This window comes from Streptomyces sp. NPDC048185 (assembly GCF_043202495.1).
GTDB lineage: Bacteria > Actinomycetota > Actinomycetes > Streptomycetales > Streptomycetaceae > Streptomyces.
Map to the genome: position 1 here is coordinate 106,664 of NZ_JBIDAN010000004.1, position 15,144 is coordinate 121,807.

Sequence of the window (15,144 nt, forward strand, 5' to 3'; positions counted from 1 at the left end):
CGAAAGCCGCTGCGCTAATCGGTGGGAGGCGTGCCGACCACCCACCACTCGTCCGTGTCGGCTTCGTCGAGTTCCGTGATGAGCCCGTCGACGAGGTGGCCCATCCGTGCTTCGTCCGACGACTGTTCGAGCGTCGCCCTCATGTGCCGTGAGGCCTCCCAGTACTCGCGGAAGATCTGGTTCTGGAGGAACTCCCGAAGGTGCCCGTACAGCTCGTCCCGGCCGATCAGCCCTGCTCGGTGGATGTGGAAGAGGTTCACGTACCAGGCGTTGGCGTAGAAGAACTGGCGCCGCCTCGCGGCCGGGATGCTGCGGTCGTACGTGTCGATGACCTCGGCCAGGGAAGGGTCGTCGATCGCCCTGGTCAGAAGTTCCCAGTGCATGCGCTGCTGATGTGCCAGCGACTGGCGCCGGATCGCCAGTTCCTCCAGTTCCAGCTGCCGTGCGTGCAGGCGCGCCGCGTCGAGTCGCCGCTGCCGCGCGGCCAGCGTCAGTCCGGCCGTGGCGAACAGCAGACCGGCCGTGGCGGAGCCGAACCTCCCCCTGACGTTTTTCCGTGTGACCATGTCAACCCCCGAATCAGGCGACCGCCCGCCGGTCGTCGAGTGCGGGTCGGCTGACGGGGACCGGCGAGCGATGGGCGGCGCGTGCCGCCTCCAGAGTGCCGAGCGGCGCTGATCGGCGGGGAGGCGGAGAGGCGGCGCACGGAGGGAGGCGAGGGTCGCACAGTCCGGCGCCATGTCCAACGTCTGCCCCGCAAGTGCTGCTAACAATCGTTCACTCCGGGGCGACCTCACCTGCTCGTATCCTGAGCAGGCAGTTCCGTTCCCGCGGGTGCACCCTGCCGCGGGCCGGCGTACGCCTAGGTGAGAGAGAGGACGCATGGTGGGGCAGCGCCCGATGTCCCGGCAGATCCCGGTCGTCGTTCTTGCCGGATTTCTCGGTTCCGGAAAGACCACCCTGCTCAACCACCTGCTGCACCGCAGCGGAGGGAGCCGGATCGGTGCCCTCGTCAACGACTTCGGTTCCATCGAGATCGACGCCATGGCGGTGGCCGGCGCACTCGGCGACTCCACCGTCTCGCTCGGCAACGGCTGCCTGTGCTGTGCCGTCGATGCCGGCGAACTCGACGGGTACCTGGAGCGGCTCGCCCGGCCCGACGCCGGCGTCGACGTCATCGTCATCGAGGCCAGCGGTCTCGCCGAGCCGCAGGAACTCGTGCGCATGCTGCTCGCCAGCGAACAGCGGGAGATCGTGTACGGCGGCCTCGTCGAGGTCGTCGACGCCGCCGAGTTCGACGCCACGCGCGCCAAGCACCCCGAGATCGACCGCCACCTGGCGCTGGCCGACCTCGTGGTGGTCAACAAGACCGACCGGGCCCCGGACGCCGGGCGTGTCCTCGCCCTCGTGCGCTCACTCGCCGACCGCGCGGCCGTGCTCCCCGCGGCCTACGGACGCATCGACCCCGAGTTCCTCTTCGACTGCCGGCCCAGCGAGGAGCGCATCGGGCAGCTGTCCTTCGACGACCTGCACGACCACTCGCCGGGCGACGCGCGGCCCGGCCATCTGCACACCGCCTACGACAGCGTGTCCTTCGTCTCCGACGTGCCCCTCGACCCGCGCCGGCTGATGCGGTTCCTCGACAGCCGGCCCGAGGGCCTGTACCGGATCAAGGGCTACGTCGACTTCGGACCGCACGACAGGCGCAACCGGTACGCCGTCCACGCCGTCGGGCGTTTCCTGCGCTTCTACCCGGAGCCATCCGCCGACCCGCGTCTCACCCAGCTCGTCCTGATCGGCGCCGGCATCGACGCGGCCGCGCTCGGCAAGGAACTCGACGCGTGCCGCAGCGACACCCCGTACGCCGACGAACACGGCATGTGGGGCGTCCTGCGCTACGTACCGGATCCCGAGGACGGTGACCCGGCGGAGCCGGACGGCGAGGAACCGCCACCCGTCGCCTAAACCGGGCACGGCCCAGGCGGGACAGGCCGCCCGTCGCCTGGGCCGCGCACGGCCCAGGCGGGACACGGCTCAGCCGGGACACGGCCCGGGCAGGACCCGGCCTAGGCGGGACCCGCCACCACCGCCACCGTCTTCGGCAGCGACACGCCCGAGCCGTCGCGGCGCGGGTCGATGTCCGGGAGCTGGGCCGGGGTGCCGTTCTTCTGCGAGGCCCGCGCCGGGACCGGACCCGCCCAGGCCAGTGCCAGGCAGTCCTCACCCTTCAGGAACCGCTGACAGCGCACGCCACCCGTGGCGCGGCCCTTGCGCGGGTACTGGTCGAACGGGGTCAGCTTGGCCGTGGTCTGGACGGAGTCGTCCAGCGTGCCGCGTGATCCCGCGACCGTGAAGACGACCGCGTCCGCCGCCGGGTCCACCGCCGTGAACGAGATGACCTTCGCGCCCTCGGCGAGCTTGATGCCCGCCACACCGCCCGCCGGCCGGCCCTGCGGACGGACCTGCGAGGCCTGGTAACGCAGCAGCTGCGCGTCGTCCGTGATGAAGACGAGGTCCTCGTCGCCCGTGCGCAGCTCGGCCGCGCCGACGATCCGGTCACCGTCCTTGAGGGTGATGACCTCCAACTCGTCCTTGTTGGACGGGTAGTCGGGCACCACTCGCTTGACGACGCCCTGCTCCGTGCCCAGGGCCAGACCCGGCGAGGACTCGTCCAGCGTGGTCAGGCAGACGACCGTCTCGTCGTCCTCCAGGGACACGAACTCGGCCAGCGGTGCGCCGCCCGACAGGTTCGGCGTCGGCAGAGGGTCCGGGAGCTGGGGCAGGTCGACCACGTTCACCCGCAGGAGCCGCCCGCCGGACGTCACCACGCCGATCTCGCCACGGGCCGTGGCGGGGACCGACGACACGATCAGATCATGCTTGACGCGCTTGGCGCCGGCATCCGTGACGAGGGGGTCGTCGTTCACGGTGCGGGCCAGCAGGCCCGTCGAGGACAGCAGTACCCGGCACGGGTCGTCAGCCACCTGGAGCGGAACGGCGGCCACCGGGGTGCCGGCCGACTCCAGCAGGAGCGTCCGCCGGTCGGTGCCGAACTTCTTGGCCACCGCCGCCAGTTCGGCCGAGACCAGCTTGCGCAGCTCCGCGTCCGACTCGAGGATCCGCGTCAGCTCCTCGATCTCCGCGTTGAGCCGGTCCTTCTCCGCCTCGAGCTCGATGCGGTCGTACTTGGTCAGCCGGCGCAGCGGCGTGTCCAGGATGTACTGGGTCTGGACGTCGCTCAGCGAGAACCGGTCCATCAGGCGCTGCTTGGCCTGCGCGGAGTTCTCGCTGGAGCGGATGAGGCGGATGACCTCGTCGATGTCGACCAGGGCGGTGAGCAGACCCTCGACCAGGTGGAGACGGTCGCGCCGCTTGGTGCGCCGGAACTCGCTGCGACGCCGTACGACGTCGAAGCGGTGGTCGAGGTAGACCTCCAGCAGCTCCTTGAGGCCCAGCGTGAGGGGCTGGCCGTCGACCAGGGCGACGTTGTTGATGCCGAAGGACTCCTCCATCGGCGTCAGCTTGTAGAGCTGCTCCAGGACGGCCTCGGGCACGAAGCCGTTCTTGATCTCGATGACCAGACGCAGTCCGTGCTCGCGGTCGGTCAGGTCCTTGACGTCCGCGATGCCCTGGAGCTTCTTCGAGCCGACCAGATCCTTGATCTTCGCGATGACCTTCTCGGGGCCCACCGCGAAGGGCAGCTCGGTGACGACCAGGCCCTTGCGGCGGGCCGTCACGGTCTCCACGGACACCGTCGCGCGGATCTTGAACGTGCCGCGGCCCGTCTCGTAGGCGTCGCGGATGCCGGGCAGGCCGACGATCCGGCCGCCGGTGGGCAGGTCCGGGCCCGGCACGTGCTTCATCAGCGCTTCGAGGTCCGCGTTCGGGTGCCGGATCAGGTGCCGCGCGGCCGCGATCACCTCGCGCAGGTTGTGCGGCGGCATGTTCGTGGCCATGCCGACCGCGATGCCGGACGCGCCGTTGACCAGCAGGTTGGGGAAGGCGGCGGGCAGGGCCACCGGCTCCTGCTCCTGGCCGTCGTAGTTGGGGCCGAAGTCGACGGTGTCCTCGTCGATCGACTCCGTCATCAGGCTGGTGGCCTCGGCCATCCGGCACTCGGTGTACCGCATGGCGGCCGGCGGGTCGTCGTTGCCCAGGGAGCCGAAGTTGCCGTGGCCGTCCACCAGGGGCACGCGCATGGAGAAGGGCTGGGCCATGCGCACCAGGGCGTCGTAGATCGACGCGTCACCGTGCGGGTGCAGCTTGCCCATGACCTCGCCGACGACACGGGCGCACTTCACGTAGCCGCGCTCGGGCCGCAGACCCATCTCGCTCATCTGGTACACGATGCGGCGGTGCACCGGCTTGAGGCCGTCGCGGGCGTCCGGCAGCGCACGGGAGTAGATGACCGAGTACGCGTACTCGAGGAAGGAGCCCTGCATCTCGTCGACGACGTCGATGTCGAGGATCTTCTCCTCGTACGAGTCGTCGGGCGGCGGGGTCTTCGTACTACGGCGGGCCATCGCTGCCGGCTCCTTGCTGAAGCGTGAACGGTGATCTGACGCGGTCCATTGTGGACCGCGGCACTGACAGCGACCGACCAGGACCCGTCACGGGCTGCCCGGCCCGGCGCTGCCCGCAGGGTACGCCCTCGCCCCGCGCCGTCGTCCCCGGCGGCCCGCCGACCCGTGCTCGCTCTCGGCGTACGAGGGCCGGGAACTCCACCGGCGGCCCGCACGCTTGCATACAGTGGCAGGACCGGCGGAATTCCGCGGTTCCGCCCGATGACTCCACGAAGATTCCGCGATCGAAGGGACGTACATGCCCATGGGTCACACGGCCACAGCCCAGGCAGGCTCCGGCGGCCTGACAGCGACCGAGCACCGCCTGGCCAACGGCCTGCGCGTGGTGCTCTCCGAGGACCACCTGACCCCGGTCGCGGCGGTGTGCCTCTGGTACGACGTCGGCTCGCGCCACGAAGTCAAGGGGCGTACCGGCCTGGCTCACCTTTTCGAGCACCTGATGTTCCAGGGCTCCGCCCAGGTCAAGGGCAACGGGCACTTCGAGCTGGTGCAGGGAGCCGGCGGCTCGCTCAACGGCACCACCAGCTTCGAGCGCACCAACTACTTCGAGACGATGCCCGCCCACCAGCTGGAGCTCGCCCTCTGGCTGGAGGCCGACCGGATGGGCTCCCTGCTCGCCGCCCTGGACGAGGAGTCCATGGAGAACCAGCGGGACGTCGTCAAGAACGAGCGCCGCCAGCGCTACGACAACGTGCCCTACGGCACCGCGTTCGAGAGGCTGACCGCCCTCGCGTACCCGGAGGGCCACCCCTACCACCACACGCCGATCGGCTCGATGGCCGACCTGGACGCGGCGACGCTGGAGGACGCGCGCGCGTTCTTCCGCACCTACTACGCGCCGAACAACGCGGTGCTGTCCGTCGTCGGCGACATCGACCCCGAGCAGACGCTCGCCTGGATCGAGAAGTACTTCGGCTCCATCGCCTCGCACGACGGCAAGCCCGCCCCCCGGGACGGCTCGCTGCCCGACGTCATGGGCGAGCAGCTGCGCGAGGTCGTCGAGGAGGAGGTCCCGGCCCGCGCGCTGATGGCGGCCTACCGCCTCCCCGAGGACGGCACGCGCGCGTGCGACGCGGCCGACCTGGCCCTCACGGTCCTGGGCGGCGGCGAGTCGTCCCGCCTGTACAACCGGCTCGTACGGCGCGACCGCACGGCCGTGGCCGCCGGCTTCGGCCTGCTGCGGCTCGCCGGGGCGCCCTCCCTGGGCTGGCTGGACGTGAAGACGTCCGGTGACGTCGAGGTGCCCGTCATCGAGACCGCCATCGACGAGGAGCTCGCCCGGTTCGCCGAGGAGGGCCCGACGGCCGAGGAGATGGAGCGCGCCCAGGCCCAGCTCGAGCGCGAGTGGCTCGACCGGCTCGGCACGGTCGCCGGCCGCGCCGACGAACTGTGCCGTTACGCCGTCCTGTTCGGCGACCCGCAGCTCGCCCTCACCGCCGTACAGCGGGTGCTCGAGGTGACGGCCGAGGAGGTGCAGGAGGTCGCCAAGGCCCGTCTGCGCCCCGACAACCGCGCGGTGCTCGTCTACGAGCCGACCGCCCCCGCCGACGAGACCACCGTCACCGTCTCCGTGACCGACGCCGACGCCACCGACGAGAACGAGGAGGCGGCCAAGTGACCGAGCTCGCCACCATGGAATTCCATTCCCAGCCGCACCCCGGCGAGCCCAAGCCGTGGGCGTTCCCGGCCCCCGAGCGCGGCAGCCTCGACAACGGCCTCACCGTGCTGCGCTGCCACCGCCCCGGTCAGCAGGTCGTCGCCGTCGAGGTGTCGCTGAACGCCCCGCTGGACGCCGAGCCCGCCGGCCTGGACGGTGTCGCCACGATCATGGCGCGCGCGTTCTCCGAGGGCACCGACAAGCACTCCGCCGAGGAGTTCGCCGCGGAGCTGGAGCGCTGCGGCGCCACCCTCGACGCGCACGCGGACCACCCCGGCGTCCGGCTGAGCCTCGAGGTGCCGGTCTCGCGCCTCGCCAAGGCCCTCGGCCTGGTCGCCGACGCGCTCAGGTCGCCCGCCTTCGCCGACAGCGAGGTCGAGCGGCTGGTGCGCAACCGGCTCGACGAGATCCCGCACGAGCTGGCCAACCCCTCCCGCCGCGCCGCCAAGGAGCTCTCCAAGGAGCTGTTCCCGGCGGACTCGCGGATGTCGCGCCCGCGGCAGGGCACGGAGGAGACGGTCGCGGCCATCGACGCGGCGGCCGTCCGGGCCTTCTACGAGAAGCACGTCCGCCCCGCCACGGCCACCGCCGTGATCGTCGGCGACCTCACCGACGTCGACCTCGACGCGCTGCTCGGCGACACCCTCGGCGCGTGGACCGGCTCCGCCGCCGAGCCGCGCCCCGTGCCGCCGGTGACCGCCGACGACACCGGACGGGTCGTCATCGTGGACCGCCCCGGCGCCGTCCAGACGCAGCTGCTGATCGGCCGCACCGGAGCCGACCGGCACGACCGCGTGTGGCCCGCACAGGTCCTCGGCACCTACTGCCTCGGCGGGACCCTCACCTCCCGCCTGGACCGCGTGCTGCGCGAGGAGAAGGGCTACACCTACGGCGTGCGGGCGTTCGGGCAGGTCCTGCGCTCCGCGCCCGACGGGACGGGCGCCGCGATGCTGGCCATCAGCGGCTCGGTCGACACACCCAACACCGGCCCGGCACTGCAGGACCTGTGGACGGTGCTGCGCACGCTCGCCGAGGGCGGGCTCACCGACGCCGAGCGGGACGTCGCCGTGCAGAACCTGGTGGGAGTGGCGCCGCTGAAGTACGAGACGGCGGCGGCCGTGGCGAGCACGCTGGCCGACCAGGTCGAGCAGCACCTGCCCGACGACTACCAGGCCGCGCTGTACCGCCAACTGGCCGCCACCGGCACCGTGGAGGCCACCGCGGCCGTCGTCAACGCCTTCCCGGTCGACCGACTGGTCACGGTCCTCGTCGGTGACGCGGCGCAGATCAAGGAGCCCGTCGAGGCCCTCGGCATCGGCCAAGTCACCATCGTGGCCGCCGAGTAGCGGCACGCCCGTGCGACGGCCCTGGTGACCCGAACGTCACCAGGGCCGTCGTATGTCCGAATTGGGAGAGAGGCTGCCCGTCTGCCCTGTGGCGTGCGCTACAAAAACCCGGTTGCGTTTGAGTATTGAAGACAGCCGCGTTTAGCGTCGTCCGGGCTGTTCGTCAGGCAGTGCGCCGCACCCGCGGCACCGGACAGTCATCGCCGAGTCCCCGTACGGCGCGAGCCAGGGGAGCCGGGGACCCATCGCAGTCCCTGGGGTGAATCGGACGCCCGCGCTCCGGCGAGGGGGTCCGTAGGAGACCTTCCTGCTCCGAACCCGTCAGCTAACCCGGTAGGCGAGAGGGAAGGAAAGGAAACAGCCTCTACATGGCGTTCACGCGCGCCACCGGGAAGCACCGCCGTCCCAGCCGCATCCACCGCACCACCGCCCGAGCGGCGGGCGTCGCGGCCCTCGCCACCACCGGCGTCGTCGGCACCCTCGCTGCCCCGGCCCTCGCCGCCGAGCCCGAGGTCGAGCAGAGCGGACTCACCCCGGTCGTCACCATCGGCGACTCCATCGCCGACGAGATCGACGCCCAGGCCACCGCGCAGAAGCAGGCCGCCCAGGACGCCGCCGCCCGCGAGGCGGCGATGGAGGCCGCGCGCGAGCGGGTCGCGGAGGCCGCCAAGGAGGCGCGCGAGGCCAAGGAGCGCGCCGCGCGCGAAGCCGAGCGCCGGCGCCTCAACACCTTCGTCGCGCCGATCACCGGCTCCTACGTCTCCACGGCCTACCAGGCCGGCAGCTCCCTGTGGTCCTCCGGCAGCCACACCGGCATCGACTTCCACGCCTCCACCGGCACCTCGGTGCACGCGGTCGGCGTCGGCACCGTCGTCGAGACCGGCTGGGGCGGCGCGTACGGCAACCAGGTCGTGATCAAGATGCACGACGGCACGTACACCCAGTACGGGCACCTGTCGTCCATCGGCGTCACGGTCGGCCAGTCGGTCGAGGCGGGTCAGCAGATCGGCCTCTCCGGTGCCACCGGCAACGTCACCGGCCCGCACCTGCACTTCGAGGCCCGCACGAGCCCGGAGTACGGCTCGGACATGGATCCGGTCGCCTACCTCCGCTCGCACGGCGTGAACGTCTGACGACGAACGGTACGGCACCCCGAAGGCCCCGGCTCCCGAGCCGGGGCCTTCCGGTTTTCCCGGCCCGGGTTCCGGTCCCCGTTCCAGCCCGGGCTCCGGTCCTTTCCCGGCCCGTAAATGTCCAAAAAATTTCCCTGAATTCCCGGCGCCTGTCCGAAAGCGCGTCTCATTGGCCTAGAGTCACGGAAAACGCGCGTCCATCGTCGCCGTTTCGCGGGGATCAATGCGGAGGTCGGACATGAGTATTCCGGCGCACTTGGTGTGCACGGCCATCCGGGACGACATCGTCGCCGGTGTCCACGGCCGCGGCGGCCGGCTCACCGAGGAACTGCTCGCCCGCCGCTACGGCGTCTCCCGCGTCCCCGTCCGTGAGGCCCTGCGCACCCTGGAGGCCGAGGGCTTCGTGGTGACCCGGCGGCACGCGGGCGCGTGCGTCGCGGAACCGACCGAACAGGAGGCCGCCGACCTGCTCGAGACCCGCACGCTGCTGGAGCCCCTCGGCGCCTCCCGAGCGGCCCGGCGGCGCACCGAGGCCCACCTCAAGGTGCTGCGCGGCCTGGTCAGGCTCGGTCAGGAGCGCGCGAGGCAGGGTCACGGCGAGGACCTGCGTGCGCTGGACGGCTGGTTCCACGAGACCCTGGCGCAGGCCGCCGGCAGTCCCTCGCTCACGGCGATGCTGACCCAACTGCGCCGCAAGATCGACTGGATGTACGTGGTGGAGACGCCGCGCGGCGCGGCGGAGCCGTGGGCGGAGCACTGCGCGGTCGTGGACGCGGTGGCGCGCGGCGACGGCGACCGCGCGCGGGCGCTCATGGCGCTGCATGTCGAGCGGTCGGCGGCGGCGCACCGGTTGCGCTTCATCTCCGGCGACCGACCGGGCGGTGTGAGGAATGCGCAACGTCCCGTAAACACGCCGAGCCTGCGGCATTAACACGGGTGCCGTATACAAAGGGGGGCTATTCCGGGGGGCTTTCTCCTGCTGCTCGAAAAGGGCACCCGGAACGGGGCTGCCCGGAACAGGACTGCCGGAATTCGGCGGCCTGGAATGCGGCTGCCCGGAACAGGGCAAGGAAAAGGCCCGCCCGGTGGTCCGGGCGGGCCTTTTCGGTGTGCCGTCACATCAGACGGTCTCGGGAAGCTCCTCGAGACCCTCGGAGACCAGCTTCGCCAGCCGGTCCAGGGCGGCGTCCGCGCCCTCGGCGTCGGAGGCGAGGACGATCTCCTCACCGCCCTGGGCGCCCAGGCCCAGGACGGCCAGCATGGAGGCCGCGTTGACGGGGTTGCCGTCGGCCTTGGCGATCGTCACCGGGACGCCTGTGGCCGTGGCGGCTCGGACGAAGATGGAGGCGGGGCGGGCGTGGAGGCCCTCGGCCCAGCCGACGTTGACGCGGCGCTCAGCCATGTGTTGCTGCCCTTCAGGTGTTCAGGTTGTCTAGACCAGTTTCCCACATCGTGAAGCATGGCTGGACGGCTGTGCGCCGCCCGGGTGGTCGTCGGACCGCGGCCTCGGCCCGACGTTCCGTCCTCCACAGACTGCCCCGCGCCGTTGTCGTACGCGAGCCGTACTCTGGGGCCCATGCAGACCTCGCCGGACCGGCACGAGTACCCCGCTCACTGGGAGGCCGACGTGGTGCTGCGCGACGGCGGCACCGCGCGCGTCCGCCCCATCACCGTCGATGACGCCGAGCGCCTGGTCAGCTTCTACGAGCAGGTCTCCGACGAGTCGAAGTACTACCGCTTCTTCGCGCCGTACCCTCGCCTGTCCGCCAAGGACGTCCACCGCTTCACGCACCACGACTTTGTGGACCGGGTGGGACTCGCGGCCACGATCGGCGGCGAGTTCATCGCCACCGTACGCTACGACCGCATCGGCGCCGGCGGAGCGCCCGCCTCCGCCCCGGCCGACGAGGCCGAGGTCGCCTTCCTCGTCCAGGACGCCCACCAGGGCCGCGGTGTCGCCTCCGCGCTCCTGGAGCACATCGCCGCCGTCGCCCGGGAGCGCGGCATCCGCCGCTTCGCCGCCGAGGTGCTGCCCGCCAACACCAAGATGATCAAGGTGTTCATGGACGCCGGGTACACCCAGAAGCGGAGCTTCGAGGACGGCGTCGTCCGCCTGGAGTTCGGCCTCGAGCCCACCGACCGTTCCCTCGCCGTGCAGTACGCGCGCGAACAGCGCGCGGAAGGGCGCTCGGTGCAGCGCCTGCTCCAGCCGGGCTCCGTCGCCGTCATCGGCACCGGCCGCACCCCGGGCGGCGTCGGCCGCAGCATCCTCGGCAACATCCGGGACGCGGGCTACACCGGCCGGCTCCACGCCGTGAACAAGGCCTTCCCCGACGACCTGGAGGAACTCGACGGGGTGCCCGCCCGCCGCTCGGTGCGCGACATCGACGGCCCCGTCGACCTCGCCGTCGTCACCGTGCCCGCCGAGCACGTCCCCGAGGTCGTCGCCGAATGCGGCGAACACGGTGTGCAAGGCCTCGTCGTGATCTCCGCCGGGTACGCCGACAGCGGCCCCGAAGGACGCGAACGCCAGCGCGCCCTCGTGCGCCAGGCACGCACGTACGGCATGCGGATCATCGGCCCCAACGCCTTCGGGATCATCAACACCTCCGCCGAGGTGCGGCTCAACGCCTCCCTCGCCCCCGAGATGCCGCGCCCCGGCCGGATCGGCCTGTTCGCCCAGTCCGGCGCCATCGGCATCGCCCTGCTCTCCCGGCTGCACCGGCGCGGCGGCGGGGTGACCGGCGTCACCGGCGTGTCCACCTTCGTCTCCTCCGGCAACCGCGCCGACGTCTCCGGCAACGACGTCCTCCAGTACTGGTACGAGGACCCGGAGACCGACGTCGCGCTGATGTACCTGGAGTCCATCGGCAACCCCCGCAAGTTCACCCGCCTCGCCCGGCGCACGGCGGCCGTCAAGCCGCTGGTGGTGGTGCAGGGCGCCCGGCACGGCGGCGTCGCACCGCAGGGCCACGCCGTACGCGCGACGCGGCTGCCGCATGCGACGGTCTCCGCGCTGCTGCGGCAGGCCGGGGTGATCCGCGTCGACACGATCACCGACCTCGTCGACGCGGGCCTCCTGCTCGCCCGCCAGCCGCTGCCCGCCGGTCCACGGGTGGCGATCCTCGGGAACTCGGAGTCCCTGGGGCTGCTCACCTACGACGCGTGTCTGTCGGAGGGCCTGCGGCCGCACCCCCCGCTGGACCTGACGACGGCGGCCTCCGCGCAGGACTTCCACGCCGCCCTGTCCCGGGCGCTGGCCGACGACACCTGTGACGCGGTGGTGGTGACCGCCATCCCGTGGGTGGGGGAGGGGGCGGCCGGGGACGCGGCGCTGGCCGAGGCGCTGCGCTCGGCGGCGGCCACGAAGCCCGGCAAGCCGGTACTCGTGGTGCACGTGGAACTGGGCGGCCTCGCCCAGGCCCTGTCCGCCGCCGCGAGCACCGCACCGCAGGCCTCCGCGAGCACCGCACCGCAGGCCTCGCCGCTTCCCCCGGACGCCTCCTCCGTCGAGGGCACGCCGGTCTCCCCGGACGCCGCCCCCGCCCAGGCCTCGCCGGTCCCCCCGGACGGTGCGCCCGTTCCCGAGCCCTCCGCCGAAGCCGCCGAGGCCCCCGAGGGAGCCCACCTCATCCCCGCCTACCCCGCCGCCGAACGTGCCGTCCGTGCCCTCGCCCAGGCCGTCGCCTACGCGCAGTGGCGACGCGACGCGGCCGACCCCGGAAAGGTCCCGGAGTACGACGACATCGACGAGAAGGGCGCCGCCGAGCTGATCGGCGGGCACCTCGCGCGCGGACAGGGACTCACCCTGGGCGCCGACGCGACCTGCGACCTGCTGGGCAGGTACGGCATCCACGTCCACCGCGCCCTGCCCGCGCCCACCCCCGACGACGCCGTCACCGCCGCCGGCGCCCTCGGCTACCCCGTCGCCCTCAAGGCCACCGCCCCGCACCTGCGCCACCGGGCCGACCTCGGCGGGGTCCGCCTCGACCTCGCGAACGAGGAACAACTCCGCCGGGCGTACGCCGAGTTGACCGACCTCTTCGGGGCGCCCGAGGAACTGCGGCCGGTGGTGCAGGGCATGGCACCGCGCGGCGTCGACACGGTCGTCCGGGCGGTCATCGACCCCGCGGCCGGAGCGGTGCTGTCCTTCGGGCTCGCCGGGGCGGCCACCCAGCTCCTCGGTGACGTGGCGCACCGGCTGATCCCGGTCACCGACCGGGAGGCGACCTCCCTGATCCGCTCGATCCGTACTGCGCCCCTCCTCTTCGGCTGGCGCGGCTCGGCCCCGGTCGACGCCTACGCCCTGGAGAAGCTGCTGCTGCGCGTCTCCCGCCTGGTCGACGACCACCCGGAGGTCGTCGCGGTCACCCTGGAACCGGTCGTCGTCGCGCCGCGGGGACTGAGCGTCCTCGGTGCCTCCGTCCGCCTCGCGCCCCCACCCGCCCGGGACGACCTCGGCCCGCGGACGCTGCCCGCGTACTGACCACGCGGGACACCGCACGCGCACGCCCGGGTACCGCACGGGCGAACCGCACGGAGGCCGTACGGCTGCCGCACGGGCGTCCCGCGCAGTCAGTGGGCCCCCGTAGGATGGACGGCATGGCCAAGACCAGTACGACGACCCAGGGGCTGCGAGCGGCGATCGAACGCAGCGGCTACTACCCGGCCCTCGTGGCCGAGGCGGTGGAGGCCGCCGTGGGCGGCGAGCCCATCCGGTCGTACCTGGTCCACCAGGAGACGACGTTCGACCAGAACGAGGTGCGTCGGCACGTGACGGTGCTGGTGCTCACCGGCAACCGCTTCATCGTCAGCCACACCGACGAGCAGGCCGCCGACGACACCTCCCCGACGCCCTACGCCACGACGTCCACGGAGTCCGTCAAGCTCGGCCGGATCTCGTCCATCGTCGTCAGCCGCGTGGTCGCCAACCCCGAGCAGTACAAGCCGGGCACCCTGCCCCGCGAGATCGTGCTGACCATCGGCTGGGGTGCCGTCTCCCGTCTCGACCTGGAGCCGGCCGCCTGCGGCGACCCGAACTGCGAGGCCGACCACGGCTACACCGGCAGCTCGACGGCCGACGACCTGAGCCTGCGCGTCAGCGAGGCCGGGGACGGCCCGGAGACGGTGCGCCAGGCGCTGGCCTTCGCACAGGCCCTCTCCGAGGCGACCGCGGACTCTTCCCGCTGATGGTGCAGCACGCCGCCTGGGACACCCACCCGGAACCGCTCCCCGTCGACTCCGCCCCCGTGCCCGAGTACGGCACCGGCTCCCTCGCCGACCTGCTGCCCACCCTGGCCGCGGGCCTCGGCGTCCCCGGCATGACCGCGGCCATCACGGAACTGAGCCCCGCCGACCGGAACTGCGTGTTCCTGATCGACGGCCTCGGCTGGGAGCAGCTGCGGGCCCACCCGGACGAAGCCCCCTTCCTGAACTCCCTGCTCGGCAGTTCACGCGGCGGCACCGGACGTCCGGTCACGGCCGGCTACCCGGCGACCACGGCCACCTCCCTCGCCTCCGTCGGCACCGGCCTGCCGCCGGGCGCCCACGGCCTGCCCGGCTACACCGTGCGCAATCCGGACACCGGCGCGCTGATGAACCAGCTGCGCTGGCAGCCGTGGACCCCGCCGGCCGCCTGGCAGCCGTACCCCACCGTCTTCGGCCTCGCCCAGCAGGCGGGTGTGCACGCCGCCCAGGTCTCCTCCCCGACCTTCGCGAACACCCCGCTCACCAAGATCGCCCTCAGCGGCGGCACCTTCCACGGCAGGCTCTCCGGCGAGGACCGCATGGACGTCGCGGCCGAGCAGCTGGCCGCCGCCGACCGCGCCCTCGTCTACACGTACTACTCCGAGGTGGACGGCGCCGGCCACCGCTACGGCGTGGACTCCGACACCTGGCGCGGCCAGCTGATGCACGTCGACCGGCTGGCCCAGCGCCTGGCCGAGCAGCTGCCGCCGCGCAGCGCCCTCTACGTCACCGCCGACCACGGCATGATCGACGTGCCCTTCGACGAGGACCACCGCATCGACTTCGACGAGGACTGGGAGCTGAAGGCGGGCGTCGCCCTGCTCGGCGGAGAGGGCCGCGCCCGGCACGTGTACGCCGTCCCCGGCGCCCACAACGACGTCCTGACCTGCTGGCGCGAGGTGCTCGGTGAGCAGTTCTGGGTGGCGTCCCGCGACGAGGCGATCGAGGCCGGATGGTTCGGCCCCCGCATCGACGACCGGGTGTACGGCCGCATAGGCGACGTGGTCGCCGCCGCGCGTGACGACGTCCTGCTCATCGCCTCCGAGCGCGAGCCCAGAGAGTCGGCGATGGTCGGCAACCACGGCTCGATGACCTCCGCCGAGCAACTCGTCCCCCTGCTCGAAGTGCGTTCCTGACGCCCTGCCCCTCCGCCCGGCCCCCTGCCCGAAAGGTGCTCA

Annotated in this window: 11 protein-coding genes and 1 riboswitch; of the genes, 8 read left to right on the plus strand and 3 right to left on the minus strand. The window is 72.3% G+C overall.

The window, feature by feature from the left end:
- Positions 1–14 precede the first annotated feature (14 nt).
- Entirely contained in the window at positions 15–566 is a 552-nt protein-coding gene (locus ACGF3H_RS14130) for a DUF6082 family protein (protein WP_362490732.1), read from the minus strand.
- A gap of 319 nt (positions 567–885) precedes the next feature.
- Here ACGF3H_RS14130 and ACGF3H_RS14135 point away from each other — a divergent pair, with 319 nt between their 5' ends.
- Positions 886–1,965 (plus strand): CobW family GTP-binding protein, encoded by a 1,080-nt coding sequence (locus ACGF3H_RS14135; protein WP_393816493.1) that lies wholly within the window; start codon positions 886–888, stop codon positions 1,963–1,965.
- A 101-nt stretch (positions 1,966–2,066) separates the two neighbouring features.
- Here the strand turns inward: ACGF3H_RS14135 and ACGF3H_RS14140 are convergent, their stop codons facing one another.
- Complete coding sequence (locus ACGF3H_RS14140) at positions 2,067–4,523, minus strand: DNA topoisomerase IV subunit A (RefSeq protein WP_362490736.1); 2,457 nt, start codon at positions 4,521–4,523, stop codon at positions 2,067–2,069.
- Positions 4,524–4,821: 298 nt separating this feature from the next.
- On the opposite strand from ACGF3H_RS14140, the gene ACGF3H_RS14145 reads away from it, so the two are divergent.
- The 4 genes from ACGF3H_RS14145 (at position 4,822) to ACGF3H_RS14160 (ending at position 9,650) form a co-directional block, all read left to right on the plus strand.
- Entirely contained in the window at positions 4,822–6,201 is a 1,380-nt protein-coding gene (locus tag ACGF3H_RS14145) for a pitrilysin family protein (protein WP_362490739.1), read from the plus strand.
- A complete protein-coding gene (locus ACGF3H_RS14150; protein ID WP_362490742.1) occupies positions 6,198–7,586 on the plus strand; it encodes a pitrilysin family protein in 1,389 nt (462 codons plus the stop codon). The genes ACGF3H_RS14145 and ACGF3H_RS14150 overlap by 4 nt, the downstream gene beginning before the upstream one ends.
- Before the next feature lie 191 nt (positions 7,587–7,777).
- A riboswitch (cyclic di-AMP (ydaO/yuaA leader) is annotated at positions 7,778–7,941 on the plus strand.
- A 13-nt stretch (positions 7,942–7,954) separates the two neighbouring features.
- The gene (locus ACGF3H_RS14155; RefSeq protein ID WP_362490744.1) at positions 7,955–8,719 is read left to right on the plus strand and encodes a M23 family metallopeptidase; all 765 of its coding nucleotides are present in this window, start codon (positions 7,955–7,957) and stop codon (positions 8,717–8,719) included.
- Positions 8,720–8,957: 238 nt separating this feature from the next.
- Positions 8,958–9,650, plus strand: coding sequence for a GntR family transcriptional regulator (locus tag ACGF3H_RS14160; protein ID WP_362490747.1), 693 nt, complete (start codon positions 8,958–8,960; stop codon positions 9,648–9,650).
- Between the two features lie 189 nt (positions 9,651–9,839).
- Here the strand turns inward: ACGF3H_RS14160 and ACGF3H_RS14165 are convergent, their stop codons facing one another.
- Positions 9,840–10,121 carry an HPr family phosphocarrier protein gene (locus ACGF3H_RS14165; protein WP_019755624.1) on the minus strand — a complete coding sequence of 94 codons (282 nt, stop codon included), beginning with the start codon at positions 10,119–10,121 and terminating at the stop codon, positions 9,840–9,842.
- Between the two features lie 174 nt (positions 10,122–10,295).
- On the opposite strand from ACGF3H_RS14165, the gene ACGF3H_RS14170 reads away from it, so the two are divergent.
- From ACGF3H_RS14170 to ACGF3H_RS14180, 3 genes are all read left to right on the plus strand, one after another.
- Complete coding sequence (locus ACGF3H_RS14170; protein ID WP_393816486.1) at positions 10,296–13,205, plus strand: GNAT family N-acetyltransferase; 2,910 nt, start codon at positions 10,296–10,298, stop codon at positions 13,203–13,205.
- 107 nt (positions 13,206–13,312) lie between these two features.
- The gene (locus tag ACGF3H_RS14175; protein ID WP_362490753.1) at positions 13,313–13,909 is read left to right on the plus strand and encodes a DUF5998 family protein; all 597 of its coding nucleotides are present in this window, start codon (positions 13,313–13,315) and stop codon (positions 13,907–13,909) included.
- Positions 13,909–15,102, plus strand: coding sequence for a nucleotide pyrophosphatase/phosphodiesterase family protein (locus tag ACGF3H_RS14180; RefSeq protein WP_362490756.1), 1,194 nt, complete (start codon positions 13,909–13,911; stop codon positions 15,100–15,102). Before ACGF3H_RS14175 ends, ACGF3H_RS14180 begins: the two co-directional genes overlap by 1 nt.
- The last annotated feature ends 42 nt before the right edge of the window (positions 15,103–15,144 follow it).